The organism is Bacillus cereus group sp. BfR-BA-01380, assembly GCF_022663535.1.
GTDB lineage: Bacteria > Bacillota > Bacilli > Bacillales > Bacillaceae_G > Bacillus_A > Bacillus_A cereus_BB.
Genome location: NZ_JAKUFS010000030.1, coordinates 37,976 through 58,303, shown reverse-complemented (window position 1 = coordinate 58,303; position 20,328 = coordinate 37,976). Strand labels below are relative to the sequence as shown.

The window sequence follows — 20,328 nt, the reverse complement described above, 5'->3', positions numbered from 1 at the left end:
CCAGCGTTCATCCTGAGCCAGGATCAAACTCTCCAATAAAGTGTTTGTCTAGCATCATAAATAAAAATTGACGTTTCACGTTGTTTGTTTCGTTCAGTTTTCAAAGAACTTATCCGCCGCTCAATTGCGACTTCCTTATGTTAACATCTTTACTTTTCTATGTCAACAATGTTTTTTACTTCTTTTTTTGCGCTTGATGAACTCATTCATCAGCGACGAATATTAATTTATCATATATAGAACTACACCGTCAACACTTTTTAATAAAAAATTCTTTTTCTTATATACCTTGTACAATCTTCAGGTGGAGCTATTTTTGTAAATAAAATAAACAACAATTTATATCGCTCTTCCATCGTCTTTTTTACAACATGATGAATTCGTTTATCTGCAAAGTCAAATAATAATTCGTCTAATTCTCTTTTTAGTACATATTCTAGTTCCTTTTGTTCCTGCTCCGTAATCAGTAATCCAATCATTCTGTCACCTCAGTTGTTTCTTATCTACATACCGTTCAGTATATCCTTTTCTTACGATGTTAATCGTTTAGTTCTCTTTTCTTCTTTTGCTGCATATAAGTAACTGAAAAGGATTGGACAAAGGGGCGGAGAAACGATGTTTTTCTTCTTTATAACGAGTAAACATAAGTTTAAACAAATTAGTCTTATTATTGTGCTTTCCCTTTTTACGGCATGGCTGCTTTTTTTAAAAACATATTCTTATCAATCAACTTTTTCAACAGCTACTGGTCCGAAAGCAATTTATAAAGGAGATACGACAAAAAAACAGGTTTCTTTAACATTCGATATTAGTTGGGGAGATGAGAAGGCATTACCTATACTAGATACATTAAAAGAAAAAAAGATTAAAAACGCCACCTTCTTCCTTTCTGCTGCATGGGCAGAACGTCACCCTAATATTGTAGAGCGCATTATAAAAGACGGGCACGAAATTGGAAGTATGGGATACAATTACAAAGACTATACGTCTTTAGAGGCGAGCGAAATCCGAAGGGATCTCTTAAAGGCACAGGACATATTTACAAAACTTCAAGTGAAACAAGTTCAACTCCTACGCCCTCCTAACGGTAACTTTAATAAAACGGTATTAAAAATTGCTGAATCTCTTGGTTATACAGTTGTGCATTGGAGCAATAATTCAAACGATTGGAAAAATCCTGGAGTTAATAAAATTGTTACAACCGTTTCAGAAAACTTGCACGAAGGAGATATTATTCTACTTCACGCTTCTGATTCAGCACTACAAACAAATAAAGCATTGCCAATGCTACTTCAAAAATTAAAAACAGATGGATTTGAAAACACTTCTGTCTCCCAGCTCATCTCAAATACAAAGGCCAAAAGTAAAGACATAGATTAAACTTATCCTTCTCCACTAAATAAAAGCTGATTCCAATATAGGAATCAGCTTTTTTGTCCTATTAAACGATGCAATATCAAAACCTGATATGCATTGCAAAACAACAATGGAACAACCATTAAATATAACCAATTTGTATCATTAATCCGCAATGCTGGAACCCATTCAATAATAGTCACAACAATCATAAAGAATAGAGCCGGAACAAAAGCTTTCTTATTCGTCTCTTTACTTTTTATATATGCAACAATTGCTCCAAACGCAAAGAGAGCCCCGGCAACCAAAATATTCGTACCTAGTGATGCATTCCCATTTGCAATTAGTACAGAGCGCAAATATACAAAATCAAATAAGACAAACGCAATTAAAAAGATTTGCATTGCATTCCAAAGAGAGGGAGAGCGAAACATTCCCAGCCCAAATCGATGAATTGTTAAGTATGCAAAGAATCCCATCTGACTAATCACACTAAAAATAAAACCGACTCCAAGCAACCAAAAAGAAATTATTAAGATTTCCTTTCCGTCGAAATTTTGAAAAAATTTATTATACTTGTCCCACTCTAAAATAAAACCGATAAAGATTGTACTGCTTCCCCCAAGAAATAAAGTCGTCAAAAAAAGTCGTACCCAATTTCGGCTATTCACAGACATATCCCCCATTATATATATTTCTAATTAAATTGTAACAATGTCAATTTTAAAAAGCTAGCCATCAATATGCATAAATTCTTCTAAGAGATTTATATTAAAAAAGAGAAACACGTGAAAGGAGCCCCGGCTGATGAAACGGATTCTACTCATTTCGGTCTCTTTCATCCTTTTTATCGGAATTGTTGCATGCGCACAGGAAAAAGAAGCGAAATCCCAATTGGATTATGATCAAACAAAAAAAATGATTATTGATATTTTAAAAACGGATCAAGGGAAAAAAGCGATTCAAGATGTACTAACCGATGAAAAAATGAAACAAGCTCTTATTTTAGATGAATCTGTAGTAAAAAAGACCATTGAAGATACTATGATATCAGACAAAGGGCAGAAATTTTGGGAAAAAGCATTTAAAGACCCTGAGTTTTCCACTAAATTTGCCAAAAGCATTGAGAAAGAGCAAACAAATTTAATGAAAACTTTATTAAAAGATCCCGATTATCAAGCTGGTGTTATAGAAATCATGAAAAATCCAGAAGTAGGAAAAATCATGATGCAAACAATGAAAAGCAAAGAGTACCGTCAATATTTACAGCAAGTCTTAACTGAAACTGCCGAAAGTCCATTATTTCAAGCGAAAATGATCGATATTATTAGTAAAGGTGTTGAAAAGGCGCAGAAAAGTGGTGGTGAACAGAAAAAAGAAGGCGGATCAGAAGAAGGCAAAAAAGAACAAAAATAACCCTCATACTGAGGGTTATTTTTGTTTAATTGCAGCTCTCTCAATTACTTGCTGAGCAATTTGTTTATAGATTACTCCAATTTTATGATCTTCATCGTATACAGATGGAGCAAATTCTTCTGTATTCCAATCCGGCTGCTGAAGCGGAATGTTGCCAAGTACTTCTGTTTGCAGCTCTGTTGCTAATTTTTCCCCTCCGCCTTTACCAAATACATATTCTTTTTCACCAGTTACTTTACTTTCGAAATAAGACATATTTTCCACAACGCCAATAATCTCATGCTCTGTACGAAGTGCCATTGCACCAGCTCTAGCTGCTACAAAGGCTGCTGTTGGATGCGGCGTTGTTACAATAACTTCTTTACACGACGGAAGCATTGAATGCACATCTAATGCTACGTCACCTGTACCTGGAGGTAAGTCTAACACTAAGTAATCTAAATCCCCCCACTCTACTTCTGTGAAGAAATGATTTAACATTTTCCCAAGCATAGGGCCTCTCCAAATAACAGGTGCATTGTCTTCCACGAAAAATCCCATAGAAATAACTTTTACACCAAAACGCTCTACTGGAATGATTTTATCACCTCGTACAATAGGACGTTTTTCAATTCCCATCATATCCGGCACACTAAATCCGTATATATCAGCATCTACAATCCCGACCTTTTTCCCTAAACGGGCAAGAGAAATCGCCAAGTTTACAGAAACCGTTGATTTACCAACACCGCCTTTTCCACTCGCTACTGCTAAGAAAGTGGTTTTAGAATGTGGTGATAATAAAGATTCACTCTGCTCTTCTTGCGGAGCAAATTGTAATCGCTCCTCTTCAGTAAATTCTGTAAAGCGCAATCCTACTGTCGCTGCTCCTAGCTCTTTCACTAATTTTACAATTGCTCCTTGCAGTTGCATTTGCTCCGCTGTTCCTGTTTTCACAATTGCAACTTTAATGCTAACATGTTCTTTTTCTGGTTTTACTGTAACTTCTTTAATAGCATTTGTTTCTTTTAATGTTTTATTTAGAAACGGATCTACAATCCCTTCAAGTGCTCCCATTACTTGTTCTTTCGTTACCATAATCTGTCCCGCCCCCTGTTATGAAGATAATTGAAATTACGTTCTTACGAGCATGTAATTGCCGTTAAAACGAAATAAATACGTTTTCATTGTAAGTATAGCATATTTTCGGAAAACTCCGTTACAAAGAAAACCCTCCTTAATCAGGAGGGTTTCCTTTTTCAGTAAAATACCGCAAGACTCCGCGATATATAGCCGCAGCAACCTTTTGCTGATATTTCTCTGAATTCAATAAATATCTTTCGTTTACATTTGATAAAAAACCAGCTTCAACTAATGCACCAGGTGTTTTTGCATACTTCAATAAATAAACATGAGAAATTGTTTTCGCTGAACGGTTCGTATTCTCAAGACTTGTTCGCAATTCAGCCTGAATAAATTTTGCCGCTCGCTCGTTTTCCACTAAAGAACGATAATAAAACGTTTGTGCTCCTTTTGAACTACCACTTGGGAGAGCATTCAAATGCACACTAACAAAAAAATCAACATCGGACTTATTAACGATATCTACGCGTTTTTTTAAATCCTCTGCTTTACGGCGGCTATATCCCTTCGTGCTTTTGTCAGCCAAATCATAATCTCCGTTGCGCGTTAAAATAACGAGTGCTCCTTGTTCCTGCAAATAGTCTCGTACCTTTTTTGTAATTTCCAGTGTAATATCTTTTTCAATAATATCTTCCCCGCCAACCGCACCTCCATCTGGGCCACCATGACCAGCATCCAATACAATAATTTTTCCAGACAAAGGCAAATTCCATGCTCTCCATGATTTTGTGATTTGAAACTCCTGCTTTACTAAAAAAAAGAGTACCACCGCTGCTAACATAAAAGAAATAATCCGAATTCTTTTCATACCTTTCCCCCTCTAGCTAGTCCCTCTACTTACTTATATGGGACAAGAGGAAAGTTTATGATTTTCTTAATGCAGCTTCATGCGATATCTTTTCTCACCCTTCTCATATCCTTGTTGCCACCAAGCACTAATAAAATGCTGACACGATTGATACAACTGATCATCTTCGTTTTCTTCTAAAACGCTTAAAAGAACACTTGTCAAAAAATGAAACAGCATTTCTGTTAATTGAATTTCTTCATGAGATGATCTGTTTTTTACATCTAAAAGTGATTCTCCATAATACCCAAACTTACTATACCTGGCTCCTAATAAATAAGACTCAATGCCCAGTTCTATACAATAATCTTCATAATGACGATGAAATGTATCCATACAAAAGCAATCACGAATATTTTCTCTGAGTGTTTGCAATGATAATTCACGCAATATTTTACGTTCATACTTCAGTTGCTTTTCTCTTTGTTTTTCCTTCAGACTCACAATAACATTCATAGTACTTAAAACCTCCCTATGTACGTATTAGTCTAAACTTCTCAGTAGGAAGCATACACAAGAAGGTAGCACTAAAATATTCCAAAGAAGGGGGTGGTAAAATGAGAGTTTTCCATCAGCCAGGTTCTCCACTAATGGAAAACTCTCACTACCCAAAAGCAATTTGTTTAAAAATATAAAAAAACCCCAGCCAAAAGGCTGAGGTTTGAAGTTCGCAAAAATTAACGTTTTGAGAACTGAGGTGCACGACGAGCACCTTTAAGACCGTATTTTTTACGCTCTTTCATACGTGCGTCACGAGTTAATAGACCTGCACGTTTTAATGTTAAACGGTATTCTGGATCAGCTTTTAATAAAGCGCGAGAAATACCGTGACGGATAGCACCAGCTTGACCAGTGTATCCACCGCCATGTACGTTTACAAGTACATCGTAGTTACCTAAAGTTTCTGTTGCAACTAGAGGTTGTTTCACTACTTCACGTAATGCAGCAAATGGGATATAATTTTCAAAATCACGACCGTTAATGATAACGCGTCCTTCGCCTGGAACTAGGCGTACGCGTGCTACTGAACTCTTACGACGTCCAGTACCATTGTATTGTACCTGTGCCAAAGTAAGCCCTCCTTTAATTAATTATCCGCGAAGTTCGTAAACTTCTGGTTTTTGTGCTTGATGTGGATGCTCAGCTCCAGCATACACATTTAACTTTTTAGACATTTGACGTCCTAAACGTCCTTTTGGAAGCATGCCTTTAATAGCAAGCTCTAACATTTGTACAGGGTAGTTTGTACGCATTTCTAGAGCTGTTCTTTGCTTAAGTCCACCTGGGTGGTTAGTGTGACGGTAGTAAATTTTATCGTTTAATTTATTACCTGTTAAGTGAATTTTCTCAGCGTTAATAATAATTACATGATCACCCGTGTCAACGTGTGGTGTAAATGTTGGTTTGTTTTTACCACGTAAAATGGATGCTACTTCACTAGCAAGGCGACCTAAAGTTTGACCTTCAGCGTCAACCACATACCATTTACGTTCAACTTCGTTAGCTTTTGCCATAAAAGTCGTACGCATTTGTTTCCCTCCTCGTTATCTTTTCCATAGAAAAAATCTATTGTTTATCTTAAACACGATTTCCTTCCGGGGCTAATCGTGGTTTTAGAAACAATACCATATGTTATGATATACTTTTGAGTTTCTAATGTCAAGCGAATGTTACACCAGGATTAGTTGTTATAGTTTACCTCCCATAAATAAAGGCCTTGCCCCGGTACCATCTTCCCAGCAAAACGGCGGTCTTGTTTTTGTAAAATGTCTGAAATGCTTTCAGGAGCAATTTTTCCTTGACCGACGCTAAGCAGCGTACCGACAATAATTCGAACCATGTTATATAAAAAACCATTTCCAACAAAGCGAAAGACTAACTCATCGCCCTGTTCTATTAAATCTATTTCATAAATTGTTCGCACTTTATCTTTTTTGTCAGTTTTTGTCGAACAAAATGAAGTAAAATCATGTGTTCCAATAAAATAAGGAATTGCTTTTCGGATCGATTCTATATTTAGCGCATATGGATACTGATATACGTAATTTCTACGGAATACATCAGCTTTTTTGGATAATAGTACACGATAACGATATTCCTTTTTTACAACGCCATACCTTGCATGAAAGTCTAACGTTTTTTGCTCAGCCTTCTCCACCACAATATCATCTGGCAGCATTGTATTTAAAGCCGCCATCCACTGCTCTCCTGTTAGTGATAGCGGTGTATCAAAATGAATCACCTGGCCTTTGGCATGAACGTTGGAATCTGTTCTTCCTGACGCTTGTACACGAACAGCTTCCCCTTTATGCACCTTTTGCAGTGCTTTCTCTACTTCTTGTTGAACAGTACGTTGATTCGGTTGAATTTGATATCCACAAAAGTTAATTCCATCATACGAAACTGTGCACTTTATTCTTTTCATACTCATACTCTCCATTACGATCGAACTAAAATTAAAATACACGTTAAACCAAATAGGCTTAAAAGCGTTAATGTATCGATCCACTTCCATTCTAACTGCCGGAATTTCGTACGGTATCCGTTACTTTGATAACCTCGTGCTTCCATCGCAATTGCTAAGTCTTCTGCACGTTTAAACGCACTAATAAATAGTGGTACAAGTAACGAGATAATCGCTTTCAGCCTGTCTTTCATTGGACCACCTGCAAAGTCTATACCTCGAGAAGCTTGTGCTTTCATAATTTTACTAGTTTCATCCATTAAAGTTGGAATAAAGCGTAAGGATATAGACATCATAAGTGCGATTTCGTGAACAGGAACTTTTATCCGTTTTAAAGGATGCAACAATGTCTCCATGCCATCTGTAATTTCAATTGGTGTTGTCGTTAATGTTAATAAAGTCGTCATTAAAATAATGACCAAAAAGCGAATAGAAATATAAATTCCCTGCTCTAGCCCTTTCTCATATATCGAAAACCATCCAAATTGAACGAGTACAGCACCTTCTTTTGTTGTAAAAATGTGCAGAAAGAACGTAAACAAAAAAATCCATAAAATAGGTTTTAGCCCAGAAAGAATATAACGAATCGGCACTTTTGCAAAAAACAAAGCAATGAGTGCATACAAAAATAGCAAGCCGTATGAAATTGCATTATTTGCTAAAAATACAACAAATACATATAAAAAGACCATTAACAGTTTTGTACGAGGATCCAATCTATGAATAGCAGATTCTCCCGGAATATATCTCCCAATAATTAACTGCTGCATGATGAATCCCCACCTTTTCTAAACAGTTGTATGACTTCATCTGCTAAATCTTCTAAAGACAAGGTGGCTTTTGGTATAGAAATGCCTAATCTCTCTTCAATTTCTCGCTTATACTTTAGCGACATCGGAAGAGAGACACCAATTTGTTCAAGCTCATCTGCATGCGTAAAGACTTCCTCTGATGTTCCTTGCAAAAGGACCGTTCCTTTATGCATCACAACAATGTTGTCTGCATATTTTGCAGCATCCTCCATATTATGTGTCACAAGAATCACCGTAAGATTTTTTTGCTTGTGAAGCTGATAAAACATCTCCATAAGCTCATTTTGGCCCTTAGGATCAAGTCCTGCTGTTGGTTCATCTAATACTAATACTTCAGGCTCCATCGCGAGTACACCCGCTATAGCAACACGTCTCATTTGTCCACCGCTTAATTCAAACGGAGATCGTTCTAATAGCTCCTCTGATAGCCCAACTAACAGAATGGAATCTTTTGCCTTTTGTTTTGCTGCTTCTTCAGATACACCAAAATTTAAAGGCCCGAAGCAAATATCCTTTTCTACTGTTTCTTCAAATAATTGATGCTCTGGAAATTGAAAAACAACCCCTACTTTTTTTCGAAGAGGCTTTAATTTCTTCGCTTTTTTTTGAGAAGAAATTCTATATTCCCCAATTTGAACCGTACCACTCGTTGGTTGTAATAAGCCATTTAAATGTTGAATCATCGTTGACTTACCCGATCCCGTATGACCGATAATCGCATAATAACCACCACTAGGAAGCGAAATATCTATATCGTAAAGGGCTCGTTTTTCAAATGGGGTTTTATATTGATAACGATGCTCTACTTTTTGGAATGTAATCTCCAAAGTTCGCTCACCAAACTTTCCATTGTAAGATGCATAGATTGTAAAGGAATTTTATTGCTTTTCAATAATTCTGCCATTTTCACTGAAAATGGTACGTCTAAACCGATTTCTTGCAGCATTTTCGGTGATTGAAAAATATGTTCAGGTGTTCCCTCTCCTAGTAATTCTCCACGATTTAAAATAATAATACGATCTGACTGCGCTGCTTCTTCTAAGTCGTGAGTAATCGAAAGAACTGTAATTCCCTTCGTACGAACAAGGTCTCTTACCGTTTCTATCACTTCTTTACGGCCTTGAGGGTCAAGCATAGATGTCGCCTCATCTAATACTAAAATAGACGGTTGGAGTGCTAATATACCTGCAATTGCAACGCGCTGTTTTTGTCCACCCGATAAGTAGTGAGGTTCTTCATTTTGGAATTCTTCCATTCGAACGAGCTCCAAAGCGTGTTTCATCCGTTCTACCATTAGCTCTCTAGGCATCCCGGCATTCTCAAGCCCAAAGACAACATCATCCTGTACAGTTGTTCCGACAAATTGATTATCTGGATTTTGAAAAACCATTCCAATCTGTTTTCGAATATCCCATACAGTTTCTTCTGATAAAACGAGTGTTCCATTTACAGTAATTGTTCCTGCTGATGGTAAAAACAAGCCATTTAATAACTTTGCAAGCGTTGATTTCCCTGACCCATTTTGCCCAATAATAGATACCCACTCTCCTTCATATAAGGAGAACGAAACGTCACGCAGGGCGTAAGAAGCAGCTTGAGGATATTGAAATGATATGTTCTCAGCACGAAGCTTCTCTTTTTTCACTTGTGGACACCCTCTTCCATTATTCAGCCAAATAAACGTTTTCTTCTATACTTAAAAAAAAAGGGCCATGACCAGTTACTTAAAAAGTACTGTCCTGCCCTTTTGCTTGTCATTATACTAACTCGATAATTACCATTGGTGCAGCGTCACCGCGACGTGGACCAATTTTTGCAATACGAGTGTATCCGCCTTGACGCTCAGCATAGCGTGGAGCTACATCAGCGAATAATTTTTGTAATGCATCTTGACCAGTCTCAGCATTAGCAACTTCATTACGAATGTAAGAAGCAGCTTGACGACGAGCATGAAGATCTCCGCGTTTACCTAAAGTGATCATTTTTTCCACTACAGAACGAAGTTCTTTTGCACGAGTTTCTGTCGTTTGAATGCGCTCGTTGATAATTAAATCAGTAGCTAAGTCACGTAACATAGCTTTACGTTGCGCACTTGTACGGCCTAATTTTCTGTATGCCATTCGTAGTTCCCTCCTTCGTTGATGAATTTAAATCTCAGTCATCTTTACGTAAGCCTAAACCTAGTTCTTCTAGCTTATGCTTAACTTCTTCTAAAGATTTACGTCCTAAGTTACGAACTTTCATCATATCTTCTTCAGTTTTATTCGCAAGCTCTTGTACAGTGTTAATACCTGCACGCTTTAGGCAATTATAAGAACGAACAGAAAGATCAAGTTCTTCAATTGTCATTTCTAGAACTTTTTCTTTTTGGTCTTCTTCCTTTTCGACCATAATCTCAGCATTTTGTGCTTCGTCAGTTAAACCAACAAAGATGTTTAAATGCTCTGTTAAGATTTTGGCACCTAAAGAGATAGCTTCTTTTGGCCCGATGCTTCCATCCGTCCATACATCAAGCGTAAGCTTATCATAATTTGCCACTTGTCCAACACGTGTCTTTTCCACTTGGTAAGTCACACGTGATACTGGAGTATAAATAGAATCAATAGGAATTACACCTATTGGTTGATCCTCGCTCTTATTTGCATCAGCCGGCGTATACCCACGGCCACGCTTTGCAGTTAAACGCACGCGGAAATGCGCATCCTTTGCTAACGTTGCAATGTATAAATCTGGATTTAAGATTTCAACATCACTATCGTGAGTAATATCAGCAGCTGTGACAACACCTTCGCCCTGTACATCGATTTCGAGTGTCTTCTCTTCTTCAGAGTAGATTTTGAGAGCTAACTTTTTCAAGTTTAAGATGATTGTTGTAACATCTTCTACTACACCCTCAACTGTCGAAAATTCGTGTAATACGCCATCGATTTGGATGGCAGTAACAGCGGCACCAGGGAGTGAGGATAAAAGGATACGACGTAAGGAGTTACCCAAAGTAGTACCATATCCACGCTCAAGCGGTTCAATAACGAATTTACCATACTTAGCATCTTCGTTAAGCTCAACCGTTTCGATTTTCGGTTTTTCAATTTCAATCATTAACTAAACCCTCCTTCAAAACGTCGAAACCTCGGCTAAACAAAGGAAAAACCTTTGTCTAACCGAAAGTCCCCCCTTAGGCAGTTCCCGATTGTGCACAACAAGCGATGTTTCTGTACGAAATTTCTCGGTAATGCATCATATCCATTATAGACAAAAGGGAAAATTCTATACAGAAAAATTAAACACGACGACGTTTTGGCGGACGGCATCCATTATGAGGAACTGGAGTAACATCTCTGATTGCTGTTACTTCTAGACCTGCAGCTTGAAGCGCACGAATTGCAGCTTCACGACCAGCACCAGGGCCTTTTACAGTAACCTCTAAAGTTTTTAAACCGTGCTCCATTGCAACTTTAGCAGCAGTTTCAGCAGCCATTTGTGCAGCGAATGGAGTAGATTTACGAGATCCACGGAAACCAAGCGCACCAGCACTAGACCAAGAAAGCGCGTTACCATGAGTATCTGTAAGTGTTACGATTGTGTTGTTGAAAGTAGAACGAATATGAGCTACACCAGCTTCAATATTCTTTTTCACACGTTTTTTACGAGTGTTTGTTTTACGTGCCATTGTTAGTTCAACCTCCTTTACTTATTATTTCTTTTTATTTGCTACTGTACGACGTGGACCTTTACGTGTACGAGCATTGTTTTTAGAGTTTTGACCACGAACTGGTAAACCACGACGGTGACGAAGACCACGGTAAGAACCGATCTCCATTAGACGTTTAATGTTAAGGGATACTTCACGACGAAGGTCTCCTTCAACTTTGATACGATCGACGATATCACGGATACGTCCTAATTCGTCTTCTGTTAAATCGCGAACTCGTGTTTCTTCAGAAACACCAGCTTCAGCAAGAATTTTTTCAGCAGTTGTGCGACCAATGCCGAATACGTAAGTTAAAGAAATAACAACGCGTTTGTCACGAGGAATATCTACACCTGCGATACGTGCCATTCCGAATGCACCTCCTTCTGATTAACCTTGTTTTTGTTTATGTTTAGGGTTTTCACAAATAACCATTACTTTTCCACGTCTACGAATAACTTTACATTTTTCGCAGATCGGCTTAACTGACGGTCTTACTTTCATGTCTCGAACCTCCTTAAAGATTACGGAGTGCTATATTATTTAAAGCGGTACGTGATACGACCACGATTTAAATCGTACGGAGATAATTCTACCGTAACTTTATCTCCTGGTAAAATACGAATGAAGTTCATACGGATTTTACCAGAAACGTGAGCCAATACAACATGCCCATTCTCTAATTCTACTTTGAACATAGCATTTGGCAACGTTTCAATAACGGTACCTTCGACTTCAATTACATCATCTTTAGCCATTCAATGTTCTCCCTTCTTCAAATCAGTAACATTCTACACTGTTCTGAAATTCCGGAGAGCCAGCTACCTATAAAGTGGTAAGGATTTCGTATCCTGCTTCTGTAAGAGCAATCGTGTGCTCAAAATGTGCACACCATTTACCATCTACCGTTACCACTGTCCAGTCATCAGATAGTGTTTTTACATATCGTCTTCCTTGGTTCACCATCGGCTCAACACAAATGACCATTCCCGGTTTTAATCTAGGTCCTTGATTTGGTGGACCATAGTGCGGGATTTGTGGGTCTTCATGTAAGTCTTGCCCGATTCCGTGACCGACATACTCCCTAACGATCGAGAATCCACTATCTTCAACATACGTTTGAATCGCATGTGAAATATTAGATAATCGCTCGCCCGGTTTTGCGTGTTCTAGACCAAGATACAACGATTTTTCTGTGACATCAAGTAGCTTTTGAACAGATTCGGAAATGTTTCCTACTGGATACGTCCATGCAGAATCTCCATGGTATCCATTATATTTCGCGCCAATATCGATACTAATAATATCGCCTTCTTGGAGCTTGCGCTTTCCTGGAATCCCGTGTACAAGCTCTTCGTTTACCGAAGCACAAATGCTTCCCGGAAATCCGTTATATCCTTTAAAAGATGGCACAGCGCCATATTTTAGAATCGTTTTTTCCGCTATTTGATCGAGCTCTTTCGTTGTAATTCCTGGGGCAATATGCTTTTTTAACTCTTGATGAGTTAAAGCAACAATTTTGCCAGCTTCTCGCATAATCTCGATTTCGCGAGGAGTTTTGCAAATAATCATTACGCTAAGCCTCCGATGAGAAGATCGACATCAGCAAATACTTTATCGATATCTTGCTCACCATTAATGCTTTCTAAGTAACCAAGCTCTTCGTAGAAATCAAGCAACGGCTTTGTTTGCTTAATATTCACTTCTAAACGATTTGCTACAGTTTCTTCGTTGTCATCAGAACGCTGATATAACTCGCCACCACATTTATCGCACACGCCCTCTTTTGCTGGCGGATTGAATTCTAAGTGGTAAGTCGCACCGCACTCTTTACAAATGCGACGGCCTGTTAAACGTTTTAACAGTAATCCTGAATCCACATTAATGTTTAAAACATAGTTGATCTTTTTGCCAAGATCTTTCATGATTTCTTCAAGAGCTGAAGCCTGTGCAACTGTTCGTGGAAAACCATCTAATAAGAAGCCTTTTACACAGTCTTCTTGACTTAAACGCTCACGCACGATTCCGATTGTAACTTCATCTGGTACAAGTGCTCCTTTATCAATAAAGGACTTAGCTTGTAAACCAAGTTCAGTTTCATCTTTCATAGCAGCACGAAACATATCTCCTGTTGAAATGTGAGGGATGTTATACTTGGCAACAATCTTTTCGGCTTGTGTACCTTTACCAGCACCTGGAAGCCCCATTAAAATTAAGTTCATCTGTATTCCCCCTCATGAATGAGCATATAGGGAAGATGAATCTCCCCGCTTACTCACTGTTTGATAAACCCTTTGTAATGGCGTTTTACTAATTGACTTTCGAGCTGCTTCATTGTTTCTAAAGCAACGCCGACAACAATTAGTAAACTTGTTCCACCTATCTGTGCAGATTGTGGCAAGTTTGCAATTTTAATAAATAAAACAGGCAGGATTGCAATCGCTGCTAAGAAAATTGCACCTACAAAGGTCAAACGATACAAGATCTTTGTTAGATACTGTTCTGTATTCTTACCCGGACGAATACCAGGAACATATCCACCTTGTTTATTTAAGTTTTCAGCCATCTGTTCAGGATTTACTTGAACAAATGCATAGAAATATGCAAAGGCAATAATTAGTGCAACATATACGATCATACCCACTGGATGAGAGTAGTTAAAGTTTTTAATAATCCACTGCGATATTTCATGTTTCGGGAAAAACTGTGCAATAGTCGGAGGCGTAATCAAGAATGAAACAGCAAAAATTACTGGAATAACACCAGCACTATTTACCTTAAGTGGTAAATGAGTGTTTTGTGCTCCAGTATAACCACCGTTTCCAGTTACGCGCTTCGCATATTGAATCGGGATTTTTCTAACAGCTTGTTGAATGTAAATAACACCAACAATAACTGCTAACACAGCTAACAAAATTAAACCGACTTTTACGATACGAATGAACAATTGATCTCCGGCATCTTGGAACTGCTGTGCATACACTTGATTTATAGTATTTGGGATAGCTGCGGTAATACCTGCAAAGATGATAATAGAAATACCGTTTCCTACTCCCTTTGCTGTAATTAACTCACCTAACCACATTAAAAATGCAGTTCCGGCAGTTAGTACCGTAGCAATATATAAATAAGTTGACCAGCTAGGATCCAAAATTAATTGCCCACCTGCCATACCATTAAAACCGATTGACATACCGATTGCTTGAATAAAAGCAAGAACAATTGTAAAGTAGCGGGTAAACTGAGCTAGTTTACGACGACCCATTTCACCTTGTTTTGACCACTCCGTAAATTTAGGAACAACATCCATCTGCAATAATTGCACGATGATGGATGCTGTAATGTACGGCATGATTCCCATCGCGAAGATGGAAAAGTTTTTTAAGGCTCCGCCGCCAAATGTATTCAGAATGCCCAATACATTCAACTGGTCTTGCGCTCTCAGTACATCTGCATTTGTATGAGGCACTGGGATGAACGTGCCAAGTCGAAACACGATTAACATCGCTAAAGTGAATAATATTTTATTTCTTATCTCAGCAACGCGCATAAAGTTGGAGATTGTGCGAAACATTAGATCACCTCAACTGTTCCGCCAGCTGCTTCAATAGCTTCTTTTGCACTTGAAGAGAACTTGTGAGCTTTAACAGTAAGCTTTTTCTCTACAGCGCCGTTTGCAAGAATTTTAACACCGTCGTTTAATTTGCTGATAACGCCAGTCTCAAGCAATAATTCAGGTGTTACTTCTGTACCGTCTTCAAAACGATTTAATGTTGTTAAGTTAACGATAGCAAACTCTTTACGGTTGATGTTTGTGAAGCCGCGTTTTGGTAAACGACGGAATAATGGAGTTTGACCGCCTTCAAAACCAAGACGAACACCGCCACCAGAACGTGCGTTTTGTCCTTTATGACCTTTTCCAGCAGTTTTACCGTTACCAGAACCGATACCACGACCTACACGATTACGAACTTTACGAGAACCTTCTGCAGGTTGTAATTCATGAAGTTTCATTCCCAGGCACCTCCTTATATTGATGAGTTATCATTAAGCTTCTTTTACAGTTATAAGGTGAGAAACTTTGTTGATCATACCGCGAATAGCAGGAGTTTCTTCCTTAACTACAGTTGAATTCAACTTTTTAAGACCTAAAGCTTCTACAGTCGCACGTTGATCTTGCGGACGACCAATTACACTACGAGTGAGGGTAATTTCTAACTTTTTCGCCATTATGTTTTCCCTCCTTCTTAACCTAGTAGCTCTTCTACAGATTTACCGCGTAATTTTGCTACATCTTCAGCACGCTTAAGATCTTTTAATCCGTTCACAGTAGCACGGATCATGTTAATTGGTGTGTTAGAACCAAGAGATTTAGAAAGAATATCTTGTACACCAGCTAATTCAAGAACCGCACGAACTGGACCACCAGCAATAACTCCAGTACCTTCTGCAGCAGGTTTTAATAATACTTCCCCTGCTCCAAAGTTACCGATAATTAAGTGTGGAATTGTTGTACCAACTAATGGTACTTCGATTAAGTTTTTCTTAGCATCTTCGATAGCCTTGCGGATTGCATCTGGCACCTCTTGCGCTTTACCAGTACCGAATCCAACATGACCGTTTTTATCACCAACTACAACCAGTGCAGCGAAGCGGAAACGACGACCACCCTTAACAACCTTCGCAACACGGTTTATCGTAACTACACGTTCTTCAAGTTCAAATTTACTTGGGTCAATGCGACGCATCTATTTTCCCTCCTTTGACCATTAAAATTGTAAGCCAGCCTCACGAGCAGCTTCAGCTAAAGCTTTAACACGACCATGGTATAAGTAACCGCCGCGATCAAATACTACTTCTTTAACGCCTTTCTCTACAGCACGTTTAGCAACGATTTCGCCAACTTTAGTAGCAGCCTCGATGTTGCTTGTACCGTTAAGAGTAAGTTCTTTATCAAGAGTAGACGCACTTACTAATGTTACACCGTTTACATCATCAATTACTTGAGCGTAAATGTGTTGATTAGAACGGAACACGTTTAAACGTGGACGTTCAGCTGTACCAGTAAGTTTTGCACGTACACGCGCATGTCTTTTCTTACGAACCGCATTTTTATCAGGTTTAGTGATCATTCTTGTCACTCCTTTCTTTCACCTAACGGGTTTACTTAGCAGTTTTACCTTCTTTACGACGTACAACTTCGCCTTCGTAACGAATACCTTTGCCTTTATATGGCTCTGGAGCACGTACAGCGCGAATGTTAGCAGCGAATTCGCCAACACGTTGCTTGTCGATACCTTTAATTACGATCTTTGTAGGAGCAGGAACTTCAACTTCAAGACCAGCTTCTGGAGTCATCTCAACTGGGTGAGAGTAACCTACGTTTAATACAAGTTTGTCACCTTGTTTTTGTGCACGGTAACCAACACCGATTAATTCAAGTCCGCGAGCGAAACCTGTAGTTACACCTTCAACCATGTTTCCTAGAAGAGCACGAGTTGTTCCGTGTAATGCACGGTGTTCTTTCTGTTCAGTAGGACGTTCTACTGTTAAGATATTTTCTTCAATTTTGATAACCATATCAGCATTGAAAGTACGAGTTAATTCACCTTTAGGGCCTTTTACAGTTACTGTATTATTTTCTGCTACTGTAACTGTAACACCTGCAGGGATTTCAAGAATCTTTTTACCAATACGAGACATGTGGTCACACCTCCGTTCGTTTTAAATATATATTACCAAACGTATGCTACTACTTCTCCACCAGTTTGTAATTGACGAGCTTCTTTGTCAGTCATTACGCCCTTAGATGTAGAAACAAGTGCAATACCTAATCCGTTAAGTACACGTGGTACTTCGTCAGCTTTTGCATAAACGCGTAAGCCAGGCTTACTAATACGCTTTAATCCAGTGATTACACGTTCGTTGTTTACACCGTATTTTAGGAAAATGCGAAGGATACCTTGTTTGTTATCCTCGATGTATTCCACATCACGAATGAAACCTTCACGTTTTAAGATTTCAGCGATTTCTTTTTTGATTTTAGAAGCAGGAACTTCTAATTTCTCATGACGTACCATGTTCGCATTACGGATGCGAGTAAGCATATCTGCAATTGGATCTGTCATCACCATATGTTTTACCTCCTTCCCATTTGTGGGGATTACCAACTAGCTTTTTTAACACCAGGAATTTGACCTTTATATGCAAGTTCACGGAAACAAATACGGCAAAGTTTAAATTTGCGGTATACAGAATGCGGACGACCGCAGCGCTCGCAACGTGTATAGTCTTGTACTTTAAACTTAGGAGTACGCTTTTGTTTCGCAATCATAGATTTTTTAGCCACGTTTTCGCCTCCTCTACTTAGCGTTGGCTTCCATTATTTTTGGAATGGCATACCGAATTGTGTTAAAAGTTCACGAGCTTCTTCATCAGTTTTCGCTGTAGTAACGATTACGATGTCCATACCACGAACTTTGCTCACTTTATCATAATCAATCTCAGGGAAAATTAATTGCTCTTTAACACCTAATGTGTAGTTACCACGACCATCGAAAGATTTCTTAGAAACACCACGGAAATCACGTACACGTGGTAAAGAAACTGATACTAATTTGTCGAAGAACTCATACATTTGCTCGCCGCGTAAAGTAACCTTTGCACCGATAGGCATACCCTCACGAAGACGGAAACCTGCGATAGATTTTTTAGCGCGAGTTACAACAGGCTTTTGACCTGCGATTTGAGTTAATTCTTCTACAGCACTGTCTAATGCTTTAGAATTGGATACCGCGTCACCAACACCAGTGTTGATTACGATCTTTTCGATTTTCGGTACTTCCATAACAGATTTATAGTTAAACTTGCTCATAAGAGCAGGAGTAATTTCTTTTTGGAATTTCTCTTTAAGGCGATTCAATGAAGGGACCTCCTTTCATATTGAACTTATTTATCTAATGATTCACCAGATTTTTTTGCAACACGAACTTTTTTACCATCTTCCACTTTGTAACCTACACGAGTAGGTACACCTGTTTTAGGATCTAATGGCATAACATTAGATACGTGGATAGCTGCTTCTTTCGTGATAATTCCACCTTGTGGATTTAATTGTGATGGCTTAGAGTGCTTTTTAACGATGTTAACACCCTCAACGATAACACGGCTTTCTTTCGGAAAAGCTGCAAGGATAACACCTTGTTTCCCTTTGTCTTTACCACTGATTACCTGTACTTTATCACCTTTTTTTACATGCATCTTACTTCTGCACCTCCTTAGCAAGGCAATACCTTAAATTATAGAACTTCTGGAGCTAAAGAAACGATCTTCATGAAGTTGTTATCACGTAATTCACGAGCTACTGGTCCGAAGATACGAGTACCACGTGGGCTCTTATCGTCTTTAATGATAACCGCTGCGTTTTCATCAAATTTGATGTAAGAACCGTCTGGACGACGAGCACCGCTCTTCGTACGTACTACTACTGCTTTAACAACGTCACCTTTTTTAACAACGCCACCTGGTGTTGCTTGTTTTACCGTAGCAACGATAATATCACCGATGTTTGCGTATTTGCGACCAGAGCCACCTAATACTTTGATTGTTAAAAGTTCACGTGCGCCAGAGTTGTCAGCTACTCTCAAACGAGATTCTTGTTGGATCATGTTATGAAACCTCCCTTCGGACTTAAAATTCCGATTCGTCTATTTAGATAATAACCGCTTCTTCAACGATTTCAACTAAACGGAAACGCTTAGTAGCAGAAAGCGGGCGAGTTTCCATGATTTTTACGATATCGCCAACTTTTGCTTGGTTTTGCTCATCATGCGCTTTGTACTTCTTAGAATACTTAACGCGTTTTCCGTACAAGGAATGAGTTTTGTAAGTTTCAACTAAAACTGTAATCGTTTTGTCCATTTTGTCAGAAACAACACGACCAGTATAAACTTTGCGTTGGTTACGTTCGCTCACTTTGCAAACCTCCCCTCAATTTATCGATTAATTCCGATCTCTCTTTCACGAACTACAGTTTTCATACGAGCAATCGCTTTACGCACTTCACGGATGCGTGTTGGATTCTCTAATTGTCCTGTAGCAAGTTGGAAGCGAAGATTAAACAACTCTTCCTTTAAAGCTTTAACTTTTGTTTCGATTTCAGCAGTGGTTAACTCACGAATATCATTAGTTTTCATTAGATTCACCACCATTTTCTTCACGTTTTACGAATTTACATTTCACTGGTAATTTGTGAGCTGCAAGACGTAATGCTTCGCGTGCTACTTCTTCAGATACACCCGCGATTTCAAACATAACCTTTCCAGGTTTTACAACCGCTACCCAACCTTCAGGAGCCCCTTTACCGGAACCCATACGTACTTCTAGAGGCTTAGCAGTGTAAGGTTTAGAAGGGAAAATTTTAATCCAAACTTGACCGCCACGTTTCATATAACGAGTCATTGCACGACGAGCTGCTTCGATTTGACGGTTTGTAATCCAAGATGCTTCTTGAGATTGTAAACCAAACTCACCAAAATGTACTTCAGCGCCACCTTTTGCACGACCACGCATTTTACCACGATGCTCTCTACGATATTTTACGCGTTTAGGCATTAACATA

35 protein-coding genes are annotated in these 20,328 nt (G+C 38.7%); 2 read left to right on the top strand and 33 right to left on the bottom strand.

Annotated features, from left to right (window positions below):
• Positions 1–260: 260 nt before the first annotated feature.
• On the bottom strand, positions 261–479 hold the full coding sequence (locus tag MR076_RS21730) for a hypothetical protein (RefSeq protein ID WP_242224066.1): 219 nt from the start codon (positions 477–479) through the stop codon (positions 261–263).
• Between the two features lie 136 nt (positions 480–615).
• On the opposite strand from MR076_RS21730, the gene pdaB reads away from it, so the two are divergent.
• Positions 616–1,380 carry a polysaccharide deacetylase family sporulation protein PdaB gene (pdaB, locus tag MR076_RS21725; protein WP_242224065.1) on the top strand — a complete coding sequence of 255 codons (765 nt, stop codon included), beginning with the start codon at positions 616–618 and terminating at the stop codon, positions 1,378–1,380.
• Between the two features lie 44 nt (positions 1,381–1,424).
• Here the strand turns inward: pdaB and MR076_RS21720 are convergent, their stop codons facing one another.
• Positions 1,425–2,027 carry a KinB-signaling pathway activation protein gene (locus tag MR076_RS21720; protein WP_242224064.1) on the bottom strand — a complete coding sequence of 201 codons (603 nt, stop codon included), beginning with the start codon at positions 2,025–2,027 and terminating at the stop codon, positions 1,425–1,427.
• A 136-nt stretch (positions 2,028–2,163) separates the two neighbouring features.
• Here MR076_RS21720 and gerD point away from each other — a divergent pair, with 136 nt between their 5' ends.
• On the top strand, positions 2,164–2,772 hold the full coding sequence (gene gerD, locus MR076_RS21715) for a spore germination lipoprotein GerD (RefSeq protein ID WP_242224063.1): 609 nt from the start codon (positions 2,164–2,166) through the stop codon (positions 2,770–2,772).
• A gap of 15 nt (positions 2,773–2,787) precedes the next feature.
• On the opposite strand, the gene MR076_RS21710 is transcribed toward gerD, so the two are convergent.
• The 31 genes from MR076_RS21710 to rplP form a co-directional block, all read right to left on the bottom strand.
• Positions 2,788–3,849, bottom strand: a complete 1,062-nt coding sequence (locus tag MR076_RS21710) for an Mrp/NBP35 family ATP-binding protein (RefSeq protein WP_242224062.1) — start codon at positions 3,847–3,849, stop codon at positions 2,788–2,790.
• A gap of 139 nt (positions 3,850–3,988) precedes the next feature.
• On the bottom strand, positions 3,989–4,702 hold the full coding sequence (cwlD, locus tag MR076_RS21705) for an N-acetylmuramoyl-L-alanine amidase CwlD (protein ID WP_242224061.1): 714 nt from the start codon (positions 4,700–4,702) through the stop codon (positions 3,989–3,991).
• Positions 4,703–4,768: 66 nt separating this feature from the next.
• A complete protein-coding gene (locus tag MR076_RS21700; RefSeq protein WP_242224060.1) occupies positions 4,769–5,197 on the bottom strand; it encodes a DUF2521 family protein in 429 nt (142 codons plus the stop codon).
• 221 nt (positions 5,198–5,418) lie between these two features.
• Positions 5,419–5,811, bottom strand: coding sequence for a 30S ribosomal protein S9 (gene rpsI / locus MR076_RS21695; RefSeq protein WP_020063209.1), 393 nt, complete (start codon positions 5,809–5,811; stop codon positions 5,419–5,421).
• Positions 5,812–5,832: 21 nt separating this feature from the next.
• Positions 5,833–6,270 carry a 50S ribosomal protein L13 gene (gene rplM, locus MR076_RS21690; protein WP_090920426.1) on the bottom strand — a complete coding sequence of 146 codons (438 nt, stop codon included), beginning with the start codon at positions 6,268–6,270 and terminating at the stop codon, positions 5,833–5,835.
• 152 nt (positions 6,271–6,422) lie between these two features.
• Positions 6,423–7,166 carry a tRNA pseudouridine(38-40) synthase TruA gene (gene truA, locus MR076_RS21685; protein ID WP_313897358.1) on the bottom strand — a complete coding sequence of 248 codons (744 nt, stop codon included), beginning with the start codon at positions 7,164–7,166 and terminating at the stop codon, positions 6,423–6,425.
• Positions 7,167–7,180: 14 nt separating this feature from the next.
• Positions 7,181–7,975 (bottom strand): energy-coupling factor transporter transmembrane component T family protein, encoded by a 795-nt coding sequence (locus MR076_RS21680; RefSeq protein WP_242224058.1) that lies wholly within the window; start codon positions 7,973–7,975, stop codon positions 7,181–7,183.
• A complete protein-coding gene (locus MR076_RS21675) occupies positions 7,963–8,844 on the bottom strand; it encodes an energy-coupling factor ABC transporter ATP-binding protein (RefSeq protein WP_242224057.1) in 882 nt (293 codons plus the stop codon). The genes MR076_RS21680 and MR076_RS21675 overlap by 13 nt, the downstream gene beginning before the upstream one ends.
• On the bottom strand, positions 8,820–9,662 hold the full coding sequence (locus tag MR076_RS21670) for an energy-coupling factor ABC transporter ATP-binding protein (protein WP_242224056.1): 843 nt from the start codon (positions 9,660–9,662) through the stop codon (positions 8,820–8,822). Before MR076_RS21670 ends, MR076_RS21675 begins: the two co-directional genes overlap by 25 nt.
• Before the next feature lie 112 nt (positions 9,663–9,774).
• Positions 9,775–10,137: a 50S ribosomal protein L17 gene (gene rplQ, locus MR076_RS21665; protein WP_098310011.1), complete on the bottom strand. Its 363-nt coding sequence runs from the start codon at positions 10,135–10,137 to the stop codon at positions 9,775–9,777.
• 34 nt (positions 10,138–10,171) lie between these two features.
• A complete protein-coding gene (locus MR076_RS21660; RefSeq protein ID WP_242224055.1) occupies positions 10,172–11,116 on the bottom strand; it encodes a DNA-directed RNA polymerase subunit alpha in 945 nt (314 codons plus the stop codon).
• 181 nt (positions 11,117–11,297) lie between these two features.
• Positions 11,298–11,687, bottom strand: coding sequence for a 30S ribosomal protein S11 (gene rpsK, locus MR076_RS21655; RefSeq protein ID WP_000101801.1), 390 nt, complete (start codon positions 11,685–11,687; stop codon positions 11,298–11,300).
• A gap of 24 nt (positions 11,688–11,711) precedes the next feature.
• Positions 11,712–12,077, bottom strand: coding sequence for a 30S ribosomal protein S13 (gene rpsM / locus MR076_RS21650; RefSeq protein WP_035433696.1), 366 nt, complete (start codon positions 12,075–12,077; stop codon positions 11,712–11,714).
• A 21-nt stretch (positions 12,078–12,098) separates the two neighbouring features.
• Entirely contained in the window at positions 12,099–12,212 is a 114-nt protein-coding gene (rpmJ, locus tag MR076_RS21645; RefSeq protein ID WP_000868344.1) for a 50S ribosomal protein L36, read from the bottom strand.
• Between the two features lie 35 nt (positions 12,213–12,247).
• Entirely contained in the window at positions 12,248–12,466 is a 219-nt protein-coding gene (gene infA, locus MR076_RS21640; RefSeq protein ID WP_020062312.1) for a translation initiation factor IF-1, read from the bottom strand.
• 67 nt (positions 12,467–12,533) lie between these two features.
• Positions 12,534–13,280, bottom strand: coding sequence for a type I methionyl aminopeptidase (gene map, locus MR076_RS21635; RefSeq protein ID WP_242224054.1), 747 nt, complete (start codon positions 13,278–13,280; stop codon positions 12,534–12,536).
• On the bottom strand, positions 13,280–13,930 hold the full coding sequence (locus tag MR076_RS21630; RefSeq protein WP_242224053.1) for an adenylate kinase: 651 nt from the start codon (positions 13,928–13,930) through the stop codon (positions 13,280–13,282). Before MR076_RS21630 ends, map begins: the two co-directional genes overlap by 1 nt.
• Before the next feature lie 53 nt (positions 13,931–13,983).
• Positions 13,984–15,282, bottom strand: a complete 1,299-nt coding sequence (gene secY, locus MR076_RS21625) for a preprotein translocase subunit SecY (RefSeq protein WP_242224052.1) — start codon at positions 15,280–15,282, stop codon at positions 13,984–13,986.
• Entirely contained in the window at positions 15,282–15,722 is a 441-nt protein-coding gene (rplO, locus tag MR076_RS21620; RefSeq protein WP_020062308.1) for a 50S ribosomal protein L15, read from the bottom strand. Before rplO ends, secY begins: the two co-directional genes overlap by 1 nt.
• 33 nt (positions 15,723–15,755) lie before the next feature.
• Complete coding sequence (gene rpmD, locus MR076_RS21615; protein WP_242224051.1) at positions 15,756–15,938, bottom strand: 50S ribosomal protein L30; 183 nt, start codon at positions 15,936–15,938, stop codon at positions 15,756–15,758.
• A 17-nt stretch (positions 15,939–15,955) separates the two neighbouring features.
• Entirely contained in the window at positions 15,956–16,456 is a 501-nt protein-coding gene (gene rpsE, locus MR076_RS21610) for a 30S ribosomal protein S5 (protein ID WP_242224050.1), read from the bottom strand.
• Positions 16,457–16,477: 21 nt separating this feature from the next.
• On the bottom strand, positions 16,478–16,840 hold the full coding sequence (gene rplR, locus MR076_RS21605) for a 50S ribosomal protein L18 (protein WP_035433703.1): 363 nt from the start codon (positions 16,838–16,840) through the stop codon (positions 16,478–16,480).
• Between the two features lie 31 nt (positions 16,841–16,871).
• Positions 16,872–17,411, bottom strand: a complete 540-nt coding sequence (gene rplF / locus MR076_RS21600; RefSeq protein ID WP_035433705.1) for a 50S ribosomal protein L6 — start codon at positions 17,409–17,411, stop codon at positions 16,872–16,874.
• Positions 17,412–17,443: 32 nt separating this feature from the next.
• Positions 17,444–17,842 (bottom strand): 30S ribosomal protein S8, encoded by a 399-nt coding sequence (rpsH, locus tag MR076_RS21595; RefSeq protein ID WP_035433706.1) that lies wholly within the window; start codon positions 17,840–17,842, stop codon positions 17,444–17,446.
• 29 nt (positions 17,843–17,871) lie between these two features.
• The gene (rpsN, locus tag MR076_RS21590; RefSeq protein WP_020062302.1) at positions 17,872–18,057 is read right to left on the bottom strand and encodes a 30S ribosomal protein S14; all 186 of its coding nucleotides are present in this window, start codon (positions 18,055–18,057) and stop codon (positions 17,872–17,874) included.
• 33 nt (positions 18,058–18,090) lie between these two features.
• The gene (gene rplE / locus MR076_RS21585) at positions 18,091–18,630 is read right to left on the bottom strand and encodes a 50S ribosomal protein L5 (protein ID WP_020062301.1); all 540 of its coding nucleotides are present in this window, start codon (positions 18,628–18,630) and stop codon (positions 18,091–18,093) included.
• 26 nt (positions 18,631–18,656) lie between these two features.
• Positions 18,657–18,968, bottom strand: coding sequence for a 50S ribosomal protein L24 (gene rplX, locus MR076_RS21580; RefSeq protein ID WP_035433707.1), 312 nt, complete (start codon positions 18,966–18,968; stop codon positions 18,657–18,659).
• Between the two features lie 38 nt (positions 18,969–19,006).
• Positions 19,007–19,375, bottom strand: coding sequence for a 50S ribosomal protein L14 (rplN, locus tag MR076_RS21575; RefSeq protein WP_098917213.1), 369 nt, complete (start codon positions 19,373–19,375; stop codon positions 19,007–19,009).
• Positions 19,376–19,418: 43 nt separating this feature from the next.
• Positions 19,419–19,682 carry a 30S ribosomal protein S17 gene (gene rpsQ, locus MR076_RS21570; protein WP_011983253.1) on the bottom strand — a complete coding sequence of 88 codons (264 nt, stop codon included), beginning with the start codon at positions 19,680–19,682 and terminating at the stop codon, positions 19,419–19,421.
• Between the two features lie 20 nt (positions 19,683–19,702).
• The gene (rpmC, locus tag MR076_RS21565) at positions 19,703–19,903 is read right to left on the bottom strand and encodes a 50S ribosomal protein L29 (RefSeq protein WP_000855718.1); all 201 of its coding nucleotides are present in this window, start codon (positions 19,901–19,903) and stop codon (positions 19,703–19,705) included.
• Entirely contained in the window at positions 19,893–20,327 is a 435-nt protein-coding gene (rplP, locus tag MR076_RS21560) for a 50S ribosomal protein L16 (protein WP_242224049.1), read from the bottom strand. Before rplP ends, rpmC begins: the two co-directional genes overlap by 11 nt.
• Between the last annotated feature and the right edge of the window lies 1 nt (position 20,328).

Coding starts and splice junctions, on each gene's coding strand:
- rplM (WP_090920426.1), bottom strand. CDS start 6,270: ATGCGTACGACTTTTATGGCAAAAGCTAACGAAGTTGAACGTAAATGG.
- rpmJ (WP_000868344.1), bottom strand. CDS start 12,212: ATGAAAGTAAGACCGTCAGTTAAGCCGATCTGCGAAAAATGTAAAGTT.
- infA (WP_020062312.1), bottom strand. CDS start 12,466: ATGGCTAAAGATGATGTAATTGAAGTCGAAGGTACCGTTATTGAAACG.
- secY (WP_242224052.1), bottom strand. CDS start 15,282: ATGTTTCGCACAATCTCCAACTTTATGCGCGTTGCTGAGATAAGAAAT.
- rpmD (WP_242224051.1), bottom strand. CDS start 15,938: ATGGCGAAAAAGTTAGAAATTACCCTCACTCGTAGTGTAATTGGTCGT.
- rplQ (WP_098310011.1), bottom strand. CDS start 10,137: ATGGCATACAGAAAATTAGGCCGTACAAGTGCGCAACGTAAAGCTATG.
- cwlD (WP_242224061.1), bottom strand. CDS start 4,702: ATGAAAAGAATTCGGATTATTTCTTTTATGTTAGCAGCGGTGGTACTC.
- rpsH (WP_035433706.1), bottom strand. CDS start 17,842: ATGGTGATGACAGATCCAATTGCAGATATGCTTACTCGCATCCGTAAT.
- rplO (WP_020062308.1), bottom strand. CDS start 15,722: ATGAAACTTCATGAATTACAACCTGCAGAAGGTTCTCGTAAAGTTCGT.
- rpsE (WP_242224050.1), bottom strand. CDS start 16,456: ATGCGTCGCATTGACCCAAGTAAATTTGAACTTGAAGAACGTGTAGTT.
- rplX (WP_035433707.1), bottom strand. CDS start 18,968: ATGCATGTAAAAAAAGGTGATAAAGTACAGGTAATCAGTGGTAAAGAC.
- MR076_RS21710 (WP_242224062.1), bottom strand. CDS start 3,849: ATGGTAACGAAAGAACAAGTAATGGGAGCACTTGAAGGGATTGTAGAT.
- rpsM (WP_035433696.1), bottom strand. CDS start 12,077: ATGGCACGTATCGCAGGTGTAGATATTCCTCGTGACAAACGCGTTGTT.
- MR076_RS21660 (WP_242224055.1), bottom strand. CDS start 11,116: ATGATTGAAATTGAAAAACCGAAAATCGAAACGGTTGAGCTTAACGAA.
- rplF (WP_035433705.1), bottom strand. CDS start 17,411: ATGTCTCGTATTGGTAAAAAGATTCTTGAAATCCCTGCAGGTGTTACA.
- pdaB (WP_242224065.1), top strand. CDS start 616: ATGTTTTTCTTCTTTATAACGAGTAAACATAAGTTTAAACAAATTAGT.
- rpsK (WP_000101801.1), bottom strand. CDS start 11,687: ATGGCACGTAAAACAAACACTCGTAAAAAACGTGTGAAAAAGAATATT.
- MR076_RS21730 (WP_242224066.1), bottom strand. CDS start 479: ATGATTGGATTACTGATTACGGAGCAGGAACAAAAGGAACTAGAATAT.
- map (WP_242224054.1), bottom strand. CDS start 13,280: ATGATTATTTGCAAAACTCCTCGCGAAATCGAGATTATGCGAGAAGCT.
- MR076_RS21680 (WP_242224058.1), bottom strand. CDS start 7,975: ATGCAGCAGTTAATTATTGGGAGATATATTCCGGGAGAATCTGCTATT.
- MR076_RS21700 (WP_242224060.1), bottom strand. CDS start 5,197: ATGAATGTTATTGTGAGTCTGAAGGAAAAACAAAGAGAAAAGCAACTG.
- truA (WP_313897358.1), bottom strand. CDS start 7,166: ATGAAAAGAATAAAGTGCACAGTTTCGTATGATGGAATTAACTTTTGT.
- rplN (WP_098917213.1), bottom strand. CDS start 19,375: ATGATCCAACAAGAATCTCGTTTGAGAGTAGCTGACAACTCTGGCGCA.
- rpmC (WP_000855718.1), bottom strand. CDS start 19,903: ATGAAAACTAATGATATTCGTGAGTTAACCACTGCTGAAATCGAAACA.
- rplP (WP_242224049.1), bottom strand. CDS start 20,327: ATGTTAATGCCTAAACGCGTAAAATATCGTAGAGAGCATCGTGGTAAA.
- rplR (WP_035433703.1), bottom strand. CDS start 16,840: ATGATCACTAAACCTGATAAAAATGCGGTTCGTAAGAAAAGACATGCG.
- gerD (WP_242224063.1), top strand. CDS start 2,164: ATGAAACGGATTCTACTCATTTCGGTCTCTTTCATCCTTTTTATCGGA.
- MR076_RS21630 (WP_242224053.1), bottom strand. CDS start 13,930: ATGAACTTAATTTTAATGGGGCTTCCAGGTGCTGGTAAAGGTACACAA.